The organism is Paenibacillus ilasis, assembly GCF_043195395.1.
Classification (GTDB): Bacteria; Bacillota; Bacilli; order Paenibacillales; family Paenibacillaceae; genus Paenibacillus_AQ; species Paenibacillus_AQ lautus.
Genome location: NZ_JBHDJG010000002.1, coordinates 743,852 through 764,673, shown reverse-complemented (window position 1 = coordinate 764,673; position 20,822 = coordinate 743,852). Strand labels below are relative to the sequence as shown.

17 protein-coding genes are annotated in these 20,822 nt (G+C 51.1%); 3 read left to right on the top strand and 14 right to left on the bottom strand.

Features of this window, described 5'->3' with window-relative positions; translation table 11 throughout:
• Positions 1-2 precede the first annotated feature (2 nt).
• The gene (locus ACETK5_RS23525; protein WP_394058170.1) at positions 3-1,796 is read right to left on the bottom strand and encodes a sensor histidine kinase; all 1,794 of its coding nucleotides are present in this window, start codon (positions 1,794-1,796) and stop codon (positions 3-5) included.
• A gap of 75 nt (positions 1,797-1,871) precedes the next feature.
• A complete protein-coding gene (locus ACETK5_RS23520; protein WP_100540255.1) occupies positions 1,872-2,726 on the bottom strand; it encodes an AraC family transcriptional regulator in 855 nt (284 codons plus the stop codon).
• 125 nt (positions 2,727-2,851) lie between these two features.
• Between ACETK5_RS23520 and ACETK5_RS23515 the strand changes: the two genes are divergently transcribed.
• From ACETK5_RS23515 to ACETK5_RS23505, 3 genes are read left to right on the top strand one after another with little or no spacing between them, the layout of a single operon-like run.
• The gene (locus ACETK5_RS23515; RefSeq protein WP_394058168.1) at positions 2,852-4,390 is read left to right on the top strand and encodes a sulfatase family protein; all 1,539 of its coding nucleotides are present in this window, start codon (positions 2,852-2,854) and stop codon (positions 4,388-4,390) included.
• A complete protein-coding gene (locus tag ACETK5_RS23510; RefSeq protein ID WP_100540102.1) occupies positions 4,390-5,037 on the top strand; it encodes a chromate transporter in 648 nt (215 codons plus the stop codon). The genes ACETK5_RS23515 and ACETK5_RS23510 overlap by 1 nt, the downstream gene beginning before the upstream one ends.
• 26 nt (positions 5,038-5,063) lie before the next feature.
• Positions 5,064-5,594, top strand: coding sequence for a chromate transporter (locus tag ACETK5_RS23505; RefSeq protein WP_100540101.1), 531 nt, complete (start codon positions 5,064-5,066; stop codon positions 5,592-5,594).
• 219 nt (positions 5,595-5,813) lie between these two features.
• On the opposite strand, the gene ACETK5_RS23500 is transcribed toward ACETK5_RS23505, so the two are convergent.
• The 12 genes from ACETK5_RS23500 to ACETK5_RS23445 all read right to left on the bottom strand — a co-directional run bounded on the left by ACETK5_RS23500 (position 5,814) and on the right by ACETK5_RS23445 (position 20,802).
• Positions 5,814-5,945 carry a hypothetical protein gene (locus tag ACETK5_RS23500; RefSeq protein WP_279300477.1) on the bottom strand — a complete coding sequence of 44 codons (132 nt, stop codon included), beginning with the start codon at positions 5,943-5,945 and terminating at the stop codon, positions 5,814-5,816.
• Positions 5,946-6,194: 249 nt separating this feature from the next.
• On the bottom strand, positions 6,195-7,922 hold the full coding sequence (cydC, locus tag ACETK5_RS23495; protein ID WP_394058165.1) for a thiol reductant ABC exporter subunit CydC: 1,728 nt from the start codon (positions 7,920-7,922) through the stop codon (positions 6,195-6,197).
• On the bottom strand, positions 7,919-9,706 hold the full coding sequence (gene cydD, locus ACETK5_RS23490) for a thiol reductant ABC exporter subunit CydD (protein WP_394058346.1): 1,788 nt from the start codon (positions 9,704-9,706) through the stop codon (positions 7,919-7,921). The genes cydC and cydD overlap by 4 nt, the downstream gene beginning before the upstream one ends.
• Positions 9,707-9,805: 99 nt before the next feature.
• Positions 9,806-10,822, bottom strand: a complete 1,017-nt coding sequence (locus ACETK5_RS23485) for a cytochrome d ubiquinol oxidase subunit II (protein ID WP_326112060.1) — start codon at positions 10,820-10,822, stop codon at positions 9,806-9,808.
• A complete protein-coding gene (locus ACETK5_RS23480) occupies positions 10,819-12,183 on the bottom strand; it encodes a cytochrome ubiquinol oxidase subunit I (protein WP_100540095.1) in 1,365 nt (454 codons plus the stop codon). Before ACETK5_RS23480 ends, ACETK5_RS23485 begins: the two co-directional genes overlap by 4 nt.
• Before the next feature lie 329 nt (positions 12,184-12,512).
• Complete coding sequence (locus tag ACETK5_RS23475; protein WP_394058162.1) at positions 12,513-13,520, bottom strand: LacI family DNA-binding transcriptional regulator; 1,008 nt, start codon at positions 13,518-13,520, stop codon at positions 12,513-12,515.
• A gap of 136 nt (positions 13,521-13,656) precedes the next feature.
• The gene (locus ACETK5_RS23470) at positions 13,657-15,042 is read right to left on the bottom strand and encodes an ABC transporter substrate-binding protein (RefSeq protein ID WP_394058160.1); all 1,386 of its coding nucleotides are present in this window, start codon (positions 15,040-15,042) and stop codon (positions 13,657-13,659) included.
• A 54-nt stretch (positions 15,043-15,096) separates the two neighbouring features.
• Complete coding sequence (locus ACETK5_RS23465) at positions 15,097-15,981, bottom strand: carbohydrate ABC transporter permease (protein WP_100540092.1); 885 nt, start codon at positions 15,979-15,981, stop codon at positions 15,097-15,099.
• Positions 15,978-16,835, bottom strand: a complete 858-nt coding sequence (locus tag ACETK5_RS23460; protein ID WP_394058344.1) for a carbohydrate ABC transporter permease — start codon at positions 16,833-16,835, stop codon at positions 15,978-15,980. The genes ACETK5_RS23465 and ACETK5_RS23460 overlap by 4 nt, the downstream gene beginning before the upstream one ends.
• A 364-nt stretch (positions 16,836-17,199) precedes the next feature.
• Positions 17,200-18,414 (bottom strand): TraB/GumN family protein, encoded by a 1,215-nt coding sequence (locus ACETK5_RS23455; RefSeq protein ID WP_394058158.1) that lies wholly within the window; start codon positions 18,412-18,414, stop codon positions 17,200-17,202.
• Positions 18,415-18,602: 188 nt separating this feature from the next.
• Positions 18,603-19,907 carry an ABC transporter permease gene (locus tag ACETK5_RS23450; RefSeq protein WP_100540089.1) on the bottom strand — a complete coding sequence of 435 codons (1,305 nt, stop codon included), beginning with the start codon at positions 19,905-19,907 and terminating at the stop codon, positions 18,603-18,605.
• Positions 19,900-20,802, bottom strand: a complete 903-nt coding sequence (locus tag ACETK5_RS23445) for an ABC transporter ATP-binding protein (protein WP_326116305.1) — start codon at positions 20,800-20,802, stop codon at positions 19,900-19,902. The genes ACETK5_RS23450 and ACETK5_RS23445 overlap by 8 nt, the downstream gene beginning before the upstream one ends.
• Positions 20,803-20,822 lie beyond the last annotated feature (20 nt).

Below are 20,822 nucleotides of genomic sequence, written 5' to 3'. Positions count from 1 at the left end.
TATCACCTCTTTCGGGATTTGTCCGTACTCTCCATTTTTTTCGGCAGCCGGATCTCCGCCTTCGTATATAAACCCGGTTCACTGTACAACTTGACGCCGTACGAATCGCCGTACATGTGAACGATCCGCTCATGCACGCTGCGCACGCCCATTCCGCTAAAACGGGAGGTTTCTCCCTTCTTGCCCGTCTCGCCCGGCAGGTGCGCCATTTGCCCTTCCGTTATGCCCTTGCCATTGTCAATCACTTCAATCTTCAGGTCGCTGCCCTCATCGCATACGCGAATCAGCACGAGCCCTTCCTGCTCCATTAATCCGATTCCATGAATGATGGCATTCTCCACAAGGGGCTGCAGCATCAGCTTCAGCACTCGGCATTCCAGCAAAACGTCGTCCTCGATCTGGGTAACCATTCGGATCGGCTCCATATACCTGTACTTCATGATCGAGATATAGCGCTCAACATAATCCAGCTCCTCCCTCACCGTCAGAAATTCGCTCGAATTGCCCAGAACGCCGCGCATGAGCTCAATCAGCGATCCCGACACCTCTTCGATATTCGGCACGCCGTTCATCTTGGCCAAATACTTGATGGTGTTGAGCGAATTGTATAAAAAATGGGGGTGAATTTGTGCCTGAAGCGCCGTTAGCTCGGCCTCCCGCTTCTCCTTCTCGCTGACCCGTATCCCTTCCAGCAGCCGCTTCAATTCCTCCACCATGCTGATAAAGACGCTGTAAAGCTCCCCTGTCTCGTCCTCGCCTTTGATTTCCTTTCTCGGGAACGTCAGATTCCCTTCCTTCACGAACATCATCAGGGATTTCAACCTCCGGATGTTGAGGGTGATTCGGGAAGATACCTGCAGCGAACCGATCAGGACAACAATAAAGACGATAACCGATACCTCCGCCAACAATTTACGGAGCCTTGTCGATTCGCTAAGCAGCGAATCCATCGGTATCAGAGCCAGGGTGGTCCATCCCGTATAACCGGATTGGCGGCTGACGACGATGTAGTCTCTGCCGTCAATGGTTTGCTTGATGGCATCCCCATTCCCTGCGAGCTCCCCATGGATGCTGAGGATCTTCTCGAACGAAGGGGCAAAGGATGGCGCCGATTCGGCCTCATAGACAAACCCGCCCTGCTTGTCCAGAACATAGACCATACTATCGGTGGTCGGCTTTACGCCGTATGTTTTTTGGATGAAATCATAATTCAAATCCACCATGACAACCCCGATCGGTTCACGGTTATACCGGATCTCCCGCCCGACCGTGATGGCATCCGACACCCCGGTCTGCTTGAAATACGCATGACGCGATCCATTCTGGAGCATGTAATCCATCATTCCGGTCCCCAAAACCGTCTTGTCCAGCCACGGGCCACCCGAGAAAAACACCTTGCCGTTCAAACCGACCACGGCAATCCGTGAAATATACGGCTTGTAATCGATCAGAACGGATAGAAACTCATCGATCCGTTTCTGCTCTTGAAACCATTCATAGCTAATTTCTTCATGAGGGCTCAGCAAGGTGTCAATCACCGTGTTTTTGTTGGTCACCACGACGGTGTTCAGCCGGTCGATCTCTTCCAGCATCATATTCAGCGATTCATCCGCCTGCCTGATGCTGTCCGAGACCGAGGTAATCGCATTTTGCATGATCGTCTCACGCATGCTCATATACACAATGACCGTAATAGAGACAATGGATACGAGCGTAACCGCACTGAACGCAATGAAGATTTTCCCTTGAATGCTTCGTCTCGGTGATATCCACCTTTGAATCGTAGAGAGTTTCATGGCGCGTGTCTCCTTTTTCCAGGTCAGAAGAAATAGATCGTAAACGTTTACAAAAACGTATTGCCGTCCGTACGGTCAGCATTGAGCTCCGCGCATGGTTATGGGAGGCACCTTATAATAGATCTTGAAAGCTCTGGTGAACGAATACAAATTCGGATAGCCGAGTGACAAGGCAATCTCGGTAATCGTTGCGTCGGTTTCTTGTAACAAGCGTTTCGCCTTTTCCATTCGTATGCGCTGAAGGTATTTTAATGGCGGCATTCCTACCTGATGGGTGAACATATTGGAGAAGTACGACCGATGCACCCCCGCGAATTCGGCAACCTGCTGTACGGAAATCCCCTCGGTGGCATGCAGCTCCATATAATCCAAACACTCGTGAATCCATCCCGCAAGTTCCGTCGGCTGTGCGGAAGCCATATCCGGGACCATCCCGGCGAGCAGCCCATAAATCAAGCCGTGCAGCTCCAGCGATACCGCCGGTTTCCAGCGCTCGACTGCGGCCAGGGCATCAATCACGCGTTCGGAGGATTCTTTGACCTTAGAGGATATCATCTGTTTGCCGAACGGGCTTTCCGGGAATAAGCCCGCCAGCTCCAATAATGGCTTGACCCTGTTCCCGTCCACTGCCAACCAGCTCATCTGAAGCGGTGTATCCGCGGGAAGCAGGTGATAATAATAGGTCCGACCCGGAAACAGGCAGAACAGATCATTCTTCTGCAGATCCACTCGTTTGTCTTCGAACTCCAGCCGCACCCTGCCTTCATGTACAAAATGCAGGCTGTAACACTCGATTCGTTTCGGTCCGACCCTGTAATTGGGCTTGGCTATGCTTCGCCCGGCCCGGACAGGCCAGATCTGTTCCTCTTTATCCAAATATCCCGGCGTGTAATAGATGAACTCCGCATATTCGTATTCGTATTCCTGCATCATGGCTCCCCTCCTCTTCCTTCATTTTTTCTATCAAGAATAACAAAATGACAATAAAAATATAACACCCCGCTATTTTTATAACCCGTTATTTCCAATATCATCATACTAGGAGGGGATTACACTTGTCGAGAAGACCTAACATTTTGCTAATCACAAGCGATCAGCAGCATTGGAATACAATCGGCGCATTTCAGCCTGAAATCTCTACGCCGAACCTGGACCGCCTCGCACGTCAAGGAACGACGTTCGATCGGGCATATTGCCCCAATCCGACCTGCACGCCGAGCCGGGCTTCCATCATTACAGGGCAGTACCCGAGTCAGCATGGAGCCTGGACCTTGGGAACAAAGCTGCTGGAAGACCGCCATACCGTGGGAGAGAGCTTCCAAGACGCGGGCTATCGAACCGCACTGGTGGGAAAAGCGCATTTCCAGCCGTTGAAATCTACGGAAGATTACCCATCCGTGGAGGCCTACCCGATTCTTCAGGATTTGGAGTATTGGCGGAATTTTCACGGTCCTTTTTACGGATTCGATCACGTCGAGCTGGCCCGCAACCATACGAATGAGGCCCATGTCGGACAACATTATGCCCTATGGCTGGAGGAGCAAGGATGTGCCCATTGGCGGGAATACTTCCTGCCGCCTACGGGAACTATGGATCCTACCCAAACGTACACCTGGCCCATCCCGGAAAAATACCACTACAATACCTGGATCGCCGAGCGAACCAACTCTCTTTTGGAGCAATATAAAAAGGCGGATGACCCCTTCTTTATGTGGGCGAGCTTCTTCGACCCGCACCCGGAATACCTGGTGCCGGAACCATGGGATTCGATGTATGATCCGGAACAACTCACGATCCCATCCCTGACGCCTGGTGAGCATGACCGCAATCCGCCGCACTTCCGCTTAACGCAGGATGAAAATCCGGATTTTTCGCATCTCGTTGAAACCGGGTTCGGCATTCACGGCTACCGTTCCCATCATTATTACGAATACGGCTCGAAATCCAGGTTAACGGAGTATGACAAGAAGAAGCTGGTCGCCGTGTATTACGGCATGATCAGCATGATGGATAAATATATCGGCAGCATTCTCGATAAACTGGATGATCTGGGGCTATCCGAGGATACGATCGTTGTTTTCACCACCGATCACGGACATTTCTTCGGCCAGCACGGCCTTCAAGCCAAGGGCGGGTTCCATTACGAGGATTTAATCAAGCTTCCATTCATTGCACGATATCCAGGACGGATGCCTGCCGGAAAAAGGACAAATGCGATGCAGTCCCTGGTCGATCTGGCCCCTACCTTTCTATCCTTCTGCAATATACCGATACCGCCAGCGATGACGGGCATCGACCAAAAGGATGTGTGGCTCGGTAACGCGGACGCCGCGCGGCAGCACGCGCTCTGCGAATTCCGTCATGAGCCTACGACGATTCATCAAAAAACGTACATCGAGCAGCGCTATAAAATCACCGTTTATTACAACCAAACCTACGGCGAGCTCTTTGACCTTGAAGCGGATCCCGGCGAACTGCGCAATTTATGGGACGACCCGGGGTACGAGCAGCTGAAGGCAGAGCTTCTGCTTAAGTATATCTGGGCCGAGCTTGGCAAGGAGCCGATGCCGATGCCGAGAATTCATCACGCCTAATGGAAAGGATAAACGTGTACTTTAGCAGTCTAAAAGAACGGTTAACGCTGCTGGCCCGGCTATTTTGGACCTTCTTTCGCATCGGCCCCTCCACCTTCGGAGGCGGATATGCGATGCTGCCCATAATTGAGCGCGAAGTGGTGAGCAAGAAAAAGTGGGTAAACGAGGAGGAAATCGGTGAGCTGATCTCGCTTGCCGGTTCCGCTCCTGGCGGAGTCGGTGTAAATGCTGCCGCGATGATCGGCCACCGGCAGGCCGGTATTGCCGGGGCTGTTTCGGCCGTGCTTGGCGTGACATGCCCCACGTTTTTGATCGTGATCCTGATCAGCGTAGGTGCCGTTTTTTTTCGGGATCAACCCAAGGTTGAAGCTGCTTTAAAGGGGATGCATGGCGCCGTTATTGCGTTGATCACCGTCGCTGCTTACCGGATGGCCAAATATGCCGTCTTCGATGTGACGACAATGATATCCACCCTGGCCACCGTATCCGTGATGCTGTTTACAGGCGTGCACCCCCTCTATCTTATTGCGCTAAGCTTACTATGCGGAATGGCCGTCATTCAGATCAAAAAACGGCTGGGCCTTCAAGCGAATACAGAGAAGAAGGCAAGGATCAACAGCTGCCCGGAACTGGAATATTACATTTGAGCGAAACGAATCGGGGCGATTGAAACATGTATTGGGACTTGTTCATGATGTTCATAAGTGTAGGCCTCGTGTCCTTTGGCGGCGGTTATGCGGTAATCCCGGTCATTCAGAAGGAGGTAGCGGAAAAAGGGCTGCTGACTACGGCGGAATTCCAGCAGACCGTGGCGCTGGCCGGCATGGCGCCCGGTTCGATCGCCACCAATGCCGCTACGCTGATTGGCTATCAGTCGGCCGGCTATATCGGAGCCGCCGTCTCCACTGCGGGCATCATCCTGCCGTCGCTGGTTGTCATCGTGCTGCTCTCCGCCCTCTTCTATCGCATGCGGGGCAATCCATGGGTAAAATCTTCTTTATACGGCCTGCGTCCCGTAACGACAGGACTCATTGTATATGCAGCTATTCATTTTGGGTATCCCGACGAGGGCGAAGGGCTCATCGGGGGCCTCATTCCTACGCTGCTGATTTGCGGAGCCTGTTTATTTCTCTTGCTGAAGTACAAACTTCACCCGTTGTTGATTCTTCTCATGGCCGGCGCTGCCGGCATTGTTTTATTCTAATTTGTAATAGGGGGGGCGGGAACAGACGGCTCAACAGCATACCCAAACGGTCCTCCTTCTTGTACGTCGTGCACCCTGCTCCCCGTGCGCACGGTGCGTGGTCCGGGGCATGCTTGGATGGCTGTCGGCCGTGCGTGAATGATTGGACAAGGCTGACTTTCCAAACGAACGAATAACAAGCCGGAACCTTCATGGTCCGGCTTGTTTTAGTTTCTTTTGTTATGGTGTCATCCGTTCAGAAATTCGTTTGGCCATCCACTCGTTTACGTCCCATAGATCCGTAACAGGAGCTCCTGTGAAGGGCAGCGTATGCATGTAACCGGAATGGGCAGGCCCGAATTCAGGCGTCATGCTGGTATAGCTGAGCCCTTGCTCGCTCCGATATTGGACAATTCGTGTCCACCATGCTTCAAAGGCCGCAAGCTCCCGGCTATATTCAGGCGCCCCGGAATGGGGAACCTACGGGCCCTGGGCATAGCCTACGCGCGCGTGAATATGGACGGTCCGGCGAATAGCGACCTCCATATCTTCCGCATAATCCTCCAGCAAAGACTCGGTTACGCAGCACCAATGGCTGAAATCAGCCGTAATGCTCAGCTCCTATGATCCGTCTTCGCCGATCATTTGCAGCTCAATTTGTTTCATTTCGTAAAAATATCCCTTTTGTTCCATCAGCTCTGCATACGTGCCCGCTTCAATGACCCTGCCTTGGTCCATGACTACAATCCGGTCCATCTCTTCCAAGCCGGTCAGCCGATGGCAAATCAGAACAAGCGTATCGTTAACCGCTTGCGCCAGCAGATGCCGAAAAACACGCTGCTCCGTAACGTAATCCAGTGAAGACGTCGGTTCGTCCAGAAGCCATAAGCGTCCCTCTCGGAGCATCGCCCGGGCCAAGGCTAAGCGCTGCTTCTCTCCCTCCGACAAGTTCTCCCCTTTTTCGTACACCCTATCGTCCAGGGACTTGTTCGGCAGCTGCACTTTATCCAGTATAACCGACAACGCTTGATCGGAATGATGTTCCTCATTCAGCAGCAGGTTGTCCCGAATGGTGCCCCGAAAGAAATGACTGTGCTGCAGCACCACCTTTGAGGCTTGCCAAATGCTCGTTTCATCCAGTTCCGTAACCGAAGTATCATTCAAACGAATCTGGCCGTCTGTCGGTAAACGCAGCTTGAGCAGCAATTCGATGAGGGTGGTTTTCCCTGATCCGCTCGACCCGACAATGGCGGTTTTAGATCCCGGCGGTAGATAGAGGGAAATGTCCTTCAGCGCTGGGCGCCATTCATCTTCATATTGAAAGGAAACACCGCTCAGCTCAATGGAAACAGCCTTCTCGATAGGGAGGACACCGCTTGGCTGCGGCGGCTGCTTATCTGCGGCATAAACCGTTTCCGCAAGCCGAGCTGCCGCATGTTCGCTATCCAGCTTATAAGCAGGCAGTGTGGCCATTGGCGCAGCTTCTTCAAACACCGTAAGCGAAGCCATGACCAGCATGGCGAGAAATACGCCGGCCAGCGAGCCGGCCATAATCAAATAGGCGCCAAGAATCAGTACGCCCCATGAAATCAGATACGATACAAAAATATGCAGCGATTGCCCGCGCAGCAAATGCCGGGCTGCCGTTTGCTGTTCCGCTGCCAATGCGGCCGAGGTGCGCTGCAGCTGCTGCTCTCGCTTTTTCATTTGCCCGTATACTTTCAAATCGCGGAAACCGTAAAGCATTTCGGTCACTTCGGTGGAAAGCGCTGCTCGTTCTTGGCGAACGCGGCCATATATCCTCCTCTGCCCAAGGAGAACAAGTCCCGGAACCACAAAAGCCGTTGCCAGCATCCCCAGCACAAACAAACAGGCAATCCAGAATGAAAAGGCGGAAGTAAACAAAACCGTAGCCAGAAATACCATGACCACAATGACAGGCGGATAGGCGACGCGCAGAAAGTAATGCTGTAAGCTCTCTACATCCCCGACGATCCGTGCGAGCAGCTCTCCGCTCCGTTTTTTACCCAATATCCCTGGCGTCAAAGGAACCAGCTTGGCAAAAAAGGATGTACGCAAACGGCTGAGCAGAGAGAATGTCGCCCGATGGGAATACAAGCGTTCCGCGTAGCGGCTTGCCGCCCGCAGCAAACCCAGTATTTTTACCAGGGACGTCAGCACAATCAAGGTATAGAGCGGCGGGGCAAATACAGTCTGGGAGATCACATACCCGCTTGCGGCGAAGAGGCATACACCTGCGATGCCCGCAACGAATCCTCCGATAATGGCGATGGCAATATCCTTCCGTTCCTGAATCATCGCCTTGGTTAAAATAGCCAGCTCATTCATGCGAGTCCCCCTTTCCGCTGGGCATCCACCATGTCAGCATATTGGGGCACACGCGCTAGAAGCTCATCATGTCGCCCGCTGTCCAGCAGCGCTCCGTTGTCCATAAACAATATCCGGTCGGCATGCCGTATCGTGTACAAGCGGTGCGCCACCGTAATCATGGTCGCTTTGCTTGCAAGCTCGGCAATGGACCGCTGTAAGACGCGTTCGGTGTGCAAGTCCAATCCGACGGTGGGCTCATCAAACAAAATAACGGCAGGCTGCTTCAAAAAAGCACGCGCCAGCGCCAGCCTTTGCTTCTCGCCGCCTGACAATCCCCGGCCCCCTTCGCCGACAAAGGTGTCATAGCCCTGCTCCAACTCGGCTGCAACCGCAGCAAGTCCGGCAGCCTCCGCCGCCTGCAGCACTTCGTCCCTGGAGACGTCCTTGCCCGCTCCAATCGCAATATTGTCGGCAAACGTGCCGGCAAAAATATACGGATGCTGGGTAATGTAGCTAACATGATCAAACCATGAAGCCTCATCGTACCCCGCAAGCGGACGTCCGTTCACCAGCACTTCTCCCGACGTTGGCGCAAGCAGTCCGGCAATGAGATGCAGCAAGGTGGTTTTTCCGGATCCGCTTTTACCGACGATGGCGATTTGCTCCCCTGGTCCAAACGACATGGCGCCGGCTACAAGCTCGAACGAATCCGGCGCATACCGAAACCGGACATCCCTCAGTTCGATGGTTGGCGGCATCCGAATCAAACCCAGATCGGCTGTCCCAGGCTTATCCGCCGTATCCATCGGATTGTCCCCGTTTGTTCTGTCTTTTTTCCCGGCGCTCTCTTGCCCATCTGTCACTGCCCCTGCCTCCCTTGTTTCCGTGAGCATCTCCTCTACTTTTCGGATGGCCCCCATGCTGGTACGACCGCTGTGAAAAGCAGTTCCCGTGTTTTTTAGCAGGCTGTAAAACTCGGGCACCAGCAGCAGGATCAAAAAGGCGGTGTGGAAGGAAAGCGTTTTGAAAACCAGCAGCTGCAGCGCCAGCTCAAGCGCAACAACGCCAATGCTAAGCATGACGATGGATTCCAGCATGAAGGTGTTGGTAAACGCAATCCGTAAAATGCCCATCGTTGCATCCCGATAGCCAAGGCTGCTGCGTTCAATTTCCTGCTGCTGATGTTCCGTCCGACCAAACAGCTTGAGCGAAACCAGCCCTTGAAGAGAGTCGAGAAACGTACCGGAAAACTCGGCCAGCTGTGCGAATTTCTCCTCCGATTTGTTCTTCGTTTTCAGCCCCACAAGCACCATAAAAATCGGGATAAAGGGGGCGGTAAACAGCATAATCAAGCCGGAATTCATATGCTCCGTAAAAACAATGACCAGAATCAGGACAGGAATGATGGAGGCTTCTATCATACGCGGGATATACTGGCTGAAATAACTGTCGGCCTCATCCACGGCATCCAGCGCCACACTGACCTTTCCGCCCGTTTGTCCACGAAGCGCTGAAGCTACGGAAGCATGGGCCAGCTTACGCAGCACCGCTGCTCGCATCTCCGTCTTGGCACTGGCAGCCATGTGCAAGCCGATGATCCCGTTTCCATAAGACAGCAGCGTCCGCGCAGCCATCACAACCAGCAAGGCGCCAAGTATGACAACAACCGACGAAAAGGAAGCCCGCTGCACAAAAATCCTCTGGACCGCTTCGGCGAACAGCGCGGCCTGGCCTGTCATGGCTGCACCGAGCCCAAGCGACATGAACCCCAAGAGAATCAACCGTTTTCTTTGTGCGGACATTTGCTCAGCCAGCAGAGTGTTCCCCTTCAACTAACTCCCCTCCTTTATACCAAACCGCTGCAAGGTGCTCCCAAATGAAGTGATACCCACACACGATTATTATTTTTTGCCTTTTACATAATCCGCATCAAACAGGAATAGCCTGAAGACCAGTATAAGAGACGGAATCAGCAGACATAGACCGCCGATAAAGGCTGCTACAAGCGCAGCGCCCATCGACTCATGCGTGGCTCCGCTTTGAATGGTAATGTACGGATCCAGAATATAAGGATATTGCCCGATACCGTATGCAAAAAACGCACAGAAAAATTGCAGCATGACACAAATAAAAGCCAGTCCGTAGCGGCGTCCTTTGTACAGCAGCCATACGGCTATCATGAAAAAACCGACGGAAAGCGCCAGCAGCCACCATAAATCCATCATGTTTTGAAAATGCCGCTCATTATGTTGACTGAGGAAAATAAATGCCGTGAGCGCGGCAATGATGGTTGGCGTACTCCAAAACAGGGCATATGTCCGCACCAGCTTTAGCGCCGGCTGATCGTCCGCCCGGGAGGCGTAGAAGGCCAGGAACGACCCGCTTATAAACAGTACCGATACGATGGCCAATGCAACGATGCTCCACGACAACGGACTCGTCATCAGTGTCCAATATTCCAGAGAAACAGCTCCGCCACTTTCCACAATAAAACCGCCTTCGGAAAGCGTTAATGCTACCGACAAGGAAGCCGGTATCAGCAAACCTGTGGCCCCATATAAAAACAGATACACGATGTTTTCTTTGGAGCCGTAATTTTCAAACGCGTAAAAGGAGCCGCGGATCGCCAGCAGAATTAGGGCGATGCTTCCCGGTATAAGCAGCGCAGAGCCATAATAATAGGCCGTGTCCGGAAAAAAACCGACGATGCCGATAAAGAAAAAGACAAAAAACACATTGGTAATCTCCCAGACCGGCGATAAATAGCGGGATATCAATCGATTGATCAGGTGGTCCTGCTTCGTCAGACGGGCATAGAAGGCAAAAAAACCAGCACCGTAATCAATGGAGGCAATGATTAGATAGCCGTATAAAAACAGCCAAAGAACCGAGATGCCTATCAACTCGTAATGGATCATACCGGCTCACCCTTTCCCGTGGATTGATCGCGTTTCTCTTTCACGAACTCGTCCAGCTCGGCTTCTGCCGGTTTATTACGGAACAAGCGTCTCAGTACAAAGACACACATGGTCCCTAGCACAATATACAATAGCAGGAAGAGGAAAAAGAGAATCCTTACATTCGGTGAAGTGGTAGCCGCCTCCTCTACGCGCATATATCCGCGGATAATCCATGGCTGCCGCCCGAGCTCCGCATAGAACCAGCCCATTTCAACGCCCAAAAATGCAAGGGGCGCACTAAAAACAATGGCCCGAAGCAGCCACTTGTTGAGCTCATTGCGTCTCTTCCAGAACAAAAACAGGAAATACAGGACCGCAACGGCCAACATAACAAAACCGATCCCGGCCATGAAATCAAACAAATAGTGGACAAGCAGCGGCGGCCTTTCATCAAGCGGAAACTCCTCCAGCCCCTTAACCTCGGCATCAAAGTCTCCAAAGGCCAGGAAGCTGAGCGCTTTCGGAATGTGGATAGCTCCCATGACCTCCCGCTCTGCATTAAGCCAGCCCAGTAATATCAAATCCGCACCGCTTTCCGTTTCAAAATGCCATTCTGCGGCCGCCAGTTTCTCCGGTTGATGCTCCGCCAAAAACTTGGCCGACATATCCCCGGCTAAGGTTGTCAGCAAGCTGAACACCAGAACAACCGCCATCATGAGCTTCAATGCTTTCTTGTAATATGCCGTGGCCCCTTTTCTCAGAATCACGTAGGCTGCGATTCCTGCCAGCAGGGCAGCTCCCGTCAAATAGGCCGAGGTTAGAACATGGAATACTTTTGAAGGCGTCGCCGTATTCAACATCGCCTGCAGCGGGTTAACCGCCGTAAAGTGGCCTGCCTCCATGACAAAGCCTCCAGGCTGATTCATGAATCCGTTCACCGTCGTAATAAAAACAGCGGACATGCCTGCCCCGGCAACAATCGGAATCGTCAGCAGCCAATGGATATACGGGTTGCGGAACCGATCCCACGTGTACATATATATCCCCAGGAAAATGGCTTCAAAAAAGAATGCAAAAACCTCCATAAATAACGGGAGCGCGATAACATTCCCCGCCACTTGCATAAAGTTCGGCCAAACAAGCGCGAGCAGCAAGGAGATCGCCGTTCCAGTCACCACGCCAACCGCCACCGAAATAACGAACCCGCGCGTCCATCTTTTGGCCATGAGCGTGTAATGGGGATCCTTCTTACGTATACCGACAAATTCGGCAATGGCAATCATTAACGGAACACCCACGCCAACCGTGGCAAAAATGACATGAAACGCCAAGGTTAGCCCCGTCAGCCATTTGCTCCACAGCACCGTATCTATAACCACGAGATACTGCCTCCTTTCAAGCCCTGTTCATTCGTTGATCGGAATTGACCCTAATAAGTACATACCCGATATTTAAACGTTATTATAACGAAGCCATGTCTCAAATGAATCACGAAAGCCTCTCGTTCAAAAAACAATCGTATCTTTCCGACAACTCGGTGAAAAACAAAAAAATCACTCCATCGAGTCATTGATCTATTAACCGATGTATGGTATTTGAAGCTGCATACTCATCTACTCGTACATTCGATAAAAAAGAAAAAGTCCCCGTAAATACGGGAACCAGGCACTCTTCTTTGAATGAAACAACGGACTCTATGTTTTTCTATTTATTCGGACGCACTTTCTGCAGGTCTGAACGTAGATTCTCTTACGATAAGCTCAGGGTCAATTCGAACATTGCCCCCGCGTTTCATCGTACCATCCATGCGCTTTAGCAGCATATCCGCTGCGGCAAGCCCAATCCGGTCAGTAGGCTGCCGGACCGTTGTCAAATGGGGGCGCAGCTTGGATGAAATATACTGATCGTCATAACCCACAATGGCTACCTGTTCTGGAACCCGGATGCCTTCTTCCAGAAGAGCGTTCATGACCCCGAGCGCGATATTGTCATCGCCTGCGAATACGGCGGAAGGAAGTCGTCCTTCCCGCAGCCATTTACGGCAGACATCATAGCCAAAGTCGATTTCGAAATCGCCCGTAATCATTTCGAACGGCGCCAGGCTCCTTTCCTCAAGCGCCTGCAGAAAGCCGCTGCGGCGTTCTCTCGTACTGCGGAACATATCCTGCCCGCTGATATGCGCAATGGAGGTATGGCCGAGATCAAGCAGGTGCTTCGTTGCGGCATAACCGCCTTTGTAGTTGTCTATAGTGACGGAATAAGCGTCATTATCCGGCTTCTGGTTGTCTATCAGGACATAAGGGATATTCCGCCGTTTCAATTCCACGATATAGTTGTCTTCTTCCATCGGTGAGAGCAGAATCAGTCCGTCCACGCGGTCTTCCTGAATCAGATAATGGGCTTCGTCGGAGCCTATGCCCGTAGAGACCGAAATGGCGAGGAAATAACCGTGAAGTGCCAGCACCTCATTCAGCTCCTTGACCACAGCGTCGAAGAAAGAGTCCTGAAGGGTGGTCACAATCAAGCCGACGATCCCTGTCTTACCGCGTGCTAAACTCCGGGCAGCCGCATTGGGACGGTAATCAAGCTCCTTGATGGCCTCCAGAACCTTAAGTCTGTTTTTCTCTCGAACCGATTCGGCACCGTTTAAGACACGTGAAACCGTCACGACGGAGAGTCCTGATTTTTTGGCTACGTCAAATATACTAACCTTCATGGTTTATACTCCTTGCGGCAGATTTTCCGTACGTTTACATTGACTTAACACTAGTATACATGCACGGAGGCCTGGCCGCGAAGCTAATTTAACAAAAGCACCGCCCCTTTCGGGACGGTGCGATAAGTTTTTTGTTTTAACGTTTGATAATTTCCATGACTTTTTTCTGGATCGTCGGCATCACTTCTTCAACGGTCTTATGTCCGGTATCGATCGGCTGCATTTCGTTGATGAACATGTCGTTGATCTGCGAATAGTTGGTGATCAGGTGATTGTAGGATTCAAAGCCGTATTTGACAGCGCCTTCGTAAACCTTTTTCACATCTTCCGGATCGATGCCCTCAAAATGCTTGTAATAAGCCTCGGCTGCCTTCGTATTGACAGGAGGGTTGCCGCCGCTCAGGTCAATGGATTTTTCCTGAACTTCATCGCTGACCAGATATTTGATCCATTCAAAAGCTTCCTTCGGATGCTTGGAATCTTTCAGAATAAAGAGGGGATCGACGAACAGCACGCTGCGGATCTTCTCGTTGCCGCCGGCAGGAACTGCAGCCACGCCGACCTTGAACGGGAAGTCATTGGAGCCGGCCAGGCTCCAGGAACCGCTGACGGTCATGCCAATCTTGCCGGTTACGAATGCATCGCCATTTTGCCCGGCTACGCTCTTACTCCATTCCGTCGTCGGGGAAACCTTATCTTTTAAAATCAGGTCAAACAGTTTGTTATAGGTTGCGATCACTTCAGGAGAATCGAAATGAGTCTCTGTAGGCACGCCGCCGTTAGTCCAGGTATCCTGAGAGTATGGCTCAACGCCGAAATACAGCGGGCGCATATCGCGTTCGGACCATGTGAAGTCGACGCCATACTGTGTTTTAGCGATATCGTCGGATACATGAGTCATTTTCTTTGCATCTTCGACCATTTTGTCAAACGTCCAGCTCTTGTCCTCGTAATCGCTTGGAGGATAAGGAACATTGGCAGCATCGAACATGTCTTTGTTATAGAGCATGAGAGTCACATACATATTGACCGGAATGCCGTATACATGGTCTTTGACGGTATAAATTTCCATGAGGTCATCCGGGATGCTGTAATCGGATGCTTTAAATCCGTCTTCTTTTATCATGTCGCTCATATCAAGCAGCATATCTTTGTTGAAATATTCCGCAAAGCCACCGTAGCCATAGTGGCTTGTCACGTCAGGCGATTTACCGCCGGCGATCAGCGTCTGCAGCTTGCTGTCGAACTGCTCGTAAGGTGCCTTTTCTATTCTGACCCTGATGTTCGGGTGCTTGGCTTCAAAGTCCGGAACCAGCTTTTCAATAAACGTGCGGTCTTCCGAATCCATGGTGTAGTGCGTTATCGTTACTTGCTCGCCTGAAGAGCCAGCGCTATCGCCTTTGCCTGCGGGAGCCACTTCTCCCGCTGATTTGCCGCCGCTGCAGCCGGACAATGCCAATACGACGAGCAAGCTGAACGCAAGCAGAAGTGCATAGGTCTTTTTAATCCTTCTTTTGTTCATGATCTACAGTCCCCCATATACTCAAGTTTTTTTGCCGCCGCTGCGGCGGGGTCTTTACTTGATGCCTGTAAGTACAATTCCTTCAACGAATCGTTTCTGGGCTATCGCAAATAAAGTGACGATTGGCAGCATGGCCAGCACGGAGGCAACCATGAGCAGATGCCACGGCGGAATGCGAAACCGCGACGAGGTGAAGGAAGACATACCGACCGGAAGCGTAAATTTATCCGATGAGCTTAGGTAGAGCACGGGTGTCAGCAAGTCGTTCCAGCTGTAAATGAAGGCAAAAATCGCAACGGTTGCAAGTGCCGGGCCAGACAGAGGCAAGGCAATCCGCCACCACATCCGCAGCTCGCCGCAACCGTCCATGCGTCCGGCGTCAAACAGCTCATCCGGCAGGGTGGAAAAGAACTGGCGCAGCAAAAAGATGTTGTATGCCGAGCCGAAAAATGCAGGTACGATCAGCGGCAAGAACGTATCGATCCAGTTCAGCTTGGAAAAAAGAATGAACTGCGGGATCATAATCGCCGGATAAGGAAGCATCATGGTGCTGAGCATCAGCATGAACCACAGGTTGCTGCCCTTGCCCCGGTATCTGGCGAAGCCGTAGCCTGCCAGCGACGACGACAACAGGGTGCCGACCACGGTGAGAATGCCGATAATGAGACTGTTCATGTACATTTGGCCGAAGTTCAGCGTTTCGAAAATTTCCTTGTAGTTGCTCCACTGCCAGGAATCCGGCAAAAAGGTCGGAGGAAACTTCAGCAGTTCCTTCTTCGATTTCAATGAGGTCGAGACCATGAAAAACAAAGGCAGGAGCATGAGAAAGGTAGTGACCACTAAGGCAATAAAGCTGGCAATGCTTATTGCATCGATTTTGCGCCGGCGTTTATTCGTAGAAGGTGAAGTCGAAGGACTGGCTGCCGGAATGTTACTCATCTGCGTCCGCCTCCTTCATAATGAACATAACGGTTCGAGAATTTCATAATAAGTGCCGTAAACAGCATGACAACGATCAGCAGAACCCACGCGAGAGCGGAGGAGTATCCAGCCCGGTATTCTTTGAAGGCGCTGGTGTACAGGTTGTAAACATAGAACCATGTTGAGTAGTTCGGACCGCCTTGGGTCATGACATACGCTTGCGTAAATACCTGGAAGGAGTCAATGACCCCCATAATCAGCTGGAACAATAGCACCGGTGAGATCATGGGAAGCGTCACATTCAGAAAAATCCGGAAGCGTCCCGCACCGTCAAGCTTGGCGGCTTCCACGAGACTTGCAGGTACACTCATGAGCCCCGCGAGGAACAGAATCATGCCTGAGCCTACTGTCCAGAAGGACATAATCATCAGAGCGTAAAGTGCATAATCCGGACTCATGAGCCAAGATGGGCCACGGATGCCGAACCAGGACAGAACGTAGTTGAACAGGCCGATCGATGGATTAAAGATCCAGTACCACAGCAGTGACATCGCCACGCCGGATACCATGCTCGGAAAGTACATGGCGGTGCGGAAAAATCCGCGGAACGGTATTTTCGTATTGAGCAGGAGCGCAAATCCGAGTGCCAGCAGCAGTTGGATCGGTACGCTTATAAACGTATACCGCACCGTTACCACAACGGATTTCCAAAACAGATCATTGTGAAACATTTCGATGTAATTCGCCAGGCCGACATATTTCGGCGGATGGATAATGTCATAGTCCGTGAAGCTGTAATAAAGGGATGACAGAATCGGATAATAGGCAAACACAAGGAAACCGATAAGCCATGGAGCAATGAAGAGGTACATGTATAACGTCTGCCGCCGGCTTTCGCGATGGGTCACGTAAACACCAACCTTTCTTTTTATTATGAAAATTATAACGCTTTAACTTTCAATATAAAGTTTGCCCTGTTTCAAGGCATTCATAGGATGATGTAAACATAAAAGTTAAAGTGCTTTAATTTTCCATATCAATCTGATGACAATATCATAGAGGATGATTTCCCAATTATCAACTCTTTTTTTGGAGAAATGAAAGCGCTGCATCGCTTTGCTAATCATTTAGATACAGATTCGGCATGCCCCTTTCTTACCATTAAAAAACCTTCCAGTGATCGAATGACGATCATTGGAAGGTTTTGGTTCCCGTAGACTACAACCCTGCCGCTATTTATTTGCGAACGACAGTATAGCCTTTATCCTTAAGCAGCTTCACGATGCCGTGCTCACCCAGATAGTGGGCTGACCCTACCACAATGAAATACTCTTCGTTTTTGCCGTTTTTCAAATACCCGTCGATTTTGTCTGCCATGCCGATGTTGCGGTCGATCAGCATCGCTTTGTTATATTCCTCGTCACCCGATATGCTGTTTGTGAACTCGAGCAGCTGCTCATCATTGCCCGTTTTCCACATTTCGGCCATCTGGTTCACGCTCTCATCCAGCACGTCGAAGTTATCGAGGGCGGTATTGAGGTTTTTCTCCTGCAGCTCTTTGGAGAAGTTATCAAACATGCCCAGCTGGGATTCATAAGTTTCCAGTTCCAGAATCGGCACTTTGCGTTCGATGGCCTTCTGGATGAAATACAGGTCGATTCCGGCTGATGCGTCGTACCCGGCTTTCACGGATTTCAGACTACTAATTGTGGTTTCGGCAACCCAAGGCTTGAATGCATCGAGTGCATTCGGCTGCATGCCGCTTTGCTTCAGAATTTCGCCCAGCTTGGCATAGGTCTCACTGGATACATGGTCCTTCAAGGTTGTCCCATCCTGATACATGCCCAGATCCATGATCAGTTTCTGCTGCTCCTCATCAGCCGCTTTGCTGATATCAATCTCGACACCCAAATAGTCCGCCTCGGCAAATGCTTCTTCAAACTCCGGACGCAGCGGGTAGAAGCTGTCATCCGCGATATGCATGGAGCCTACCAGGTACACCGTATTCCCGTTGCTCTCCACTTCCCACATGAAGCCGCGGCCACCCGCTTGCCCGGTTTCCGTTTCTTTGGAAACCAGCAGAACGGAGCGAGTTTTCGCATCCCAGCTAACCTTATAACCCGCAGCGTCCCCAACAACCCGAATGGGCGCATAGGTTACGCCATGGATTTGTTTCAGTTTGCCTTTCAGGGTAATGGTTTTACCATCCACCACCGCAGTAATGGTGTCATCTGCAGCACCCGTCAGTTGCACGTCCAGAGCCTGGAGCGTTGTTCTGAGCGGAACAAGCGTTGTGCCCTTATCTATCATCGGTGTACCAAGCGAATAGTGAACAACTTGGTTATCGACTTTTACTGCCGGCTGCTGTGGCGCTGCCATGGCAGGCACTGCCGAAGCGAGCAAACCAACCGAAATCGCGAGGGACAAGAGCATTTTTTTCCAATTTTTCATTTATGTAATCTCCTTTATTCTCGTGTAGTTTTGAAACTACTTAGTTTGTGACAAAGAATAACCGCCATGGGGCTTCATTTATGATCAAAGATTGATGAGAGTTCGCCATACCGATATTGTCGTTATGGCGAACCCTTATCTTCTACTTTCTTGCTTTCAGCAACCATAACTTCTTGTACTGTCTATGCTTACATCTTATAAGCCTTCATCGCTTTTCTAAGCTCCTTGAATGTAGGGCGCTTGCCGTACATCAGGACACCGGTGCGATAGATTTTCGCAGCCAGCCAGCCGAAGACGAGAATGGCTACGACCAGGATCGCCAGCGAGAGCAGGATCTCCCATAATGGAATGTTACCAAGTCCGATCCGTACCAGGATCGTGGTCGGCGAGATGAACGGGATGTAAGTAGACACCTTCATCAGCATCGAGTTCGGAGCGCTTAGGCTAAAGATCGCGATATAGAACGCCACCAGCGACAGCATCGTGATCGGCATGACCGCCTGCCCCAAATCCTCGGTCCGGCTGACAATCGAACCAATGGCCGCGTAGAGCATCGCATACAAGAAATAGCCAAGGATGTAGAAGACCAAACCGAACACCAGCAGCATCGGGTCTATCGCTGTCAGATCGAGATTCATGTCCTTCAATGTATCCATATTGTGCGGCAGCATCAAGTTCACGGCGGCCACAACTCCAAATGCCGCGATCTGTGACAGTCCCAGCAGGAACATGCCGATAACCTTACCAAACATTTGGCTCAGCGGAGATACGCTTGTAATCAAAATCTCCATAATGCGGGAGCTCTTCTCTGTCGTTACTTCTGAAGCGATCATGTTACCTGTTCCCATCAAAGTGAAGAAGAAGAGAATAATCAGTGCATACACGACGATGTAGTTAATTACCTCCGAAGCCCCTTCATTCTCACCGGAAGCTCCGCCTGCGTTACCTGTTTCTGTAGGGTCGATACCCCGAGTGTCGATTTGAACCGGCGTATTCAGCTCATTGATCTGCGTTTCGGACAAATCCAATCCTTCTACAATGCTGCGCGTCTTCGCCACTTGCAGCGCTGCTTGCAGATTGGATTGCAGTTCCGGGCTCATGGCCTCGTCTTCAGAACTGTAGACCACGGTCGGGAACGCATTGCCTTCTTGTGCTTCAAACTTCAAATAACCTTCGATTACGCCATCCTTAATATCCTTATTCAGAGCTGCCTCATCTGCCGCTTCGTATTTGACGAATTCATAGGAGGTTGACGGCAGGTTACTCCAAGTAGTCTCCAGTTGTTCGGCGAGCGTCTGCTCCTGTCCATAAACCAGACCGATGCGGGTGGTTTCTTCGGATCCTGCCTTATCTCCCGTAAACATTTGGATCAGAAAAGGAAGATTGATCCCGATCGTAATAATGAGTGCAAAAATCAACGTTGAAACGAGAAAGGACTTCGTTCTTACTTTATTCATGAATGTAAATCGGATAACGGTCCACATATTATTCATTGGATTCACCTACCGCCTTTATGAAGATTTGATTGAGTGTCGGCTCCTTCACTTCAAACCGATGGATCGTGCTTTGCGACATGGCTGTATTCAAAATGTTTTGCGCTGCCTCAACCTGGCTGATCCGGATGGAGTAGCCGTCCTCTGTTCGCTCCACAGCCGTTACGCCAGGCAGGGCTTCAAGGCCTCGGACTTCACCCGACGTACCGAGCACCACTTCTTCACGAGGGTACTTGGATTTGATATCCTTCAGGTTCCCCTTCACTACCGTATTGGAGCGATGCAGTATAGTAATGTTCTTACACAACTCCTCGACATGTTCCATCCGGTGGGTGGAGAACAGAATGCTCGTGCCCTTGTCGCGAAGCTCTTTTACCGTTGATTTCAGAAGTTCGACGTTTACTGGATCCAGTCCGCTAAAGGCTTCGTCCAGAATCAGAATTTGCGGGTCATGGACAACCGCTGCGATAAAGCCCATTTTTTGCTGGTTACCCTTGGAGAGCTCTTCAATCTTCTTATCGTAATAGTCAGGTACTTCAAACCGTTCCAACCAGTATTTCAGACTCTTATCCGCGTCTTTCGCGGACATGCCCCGCAGCTGTGCCAAGTAGGAAATCTGCTCGCTGACTTTCACTTTCGGGTATAACCCGCGCTCCTCCGGCAAATAACCCATAATGTGACGCAGTTCTTTGTTATACGGCTTGCCGTTATACAGGATCGTTCCGTCATCCGGGTAGATCAGCCCAAGCACCATCCGCATGGTGGTTGTTTTGCCGGCTCCGTTCGCCCCGAGCAGTCCGTAGATTTCACCTTCCTCAACCTGAAGCGAAATCCGGTTTACCGCCGTTTTGTCTGCATAAATCTTAACTACATTGTCTAATTGCAAGCGTTGCATATCGTAAAAACCCCTCTCTA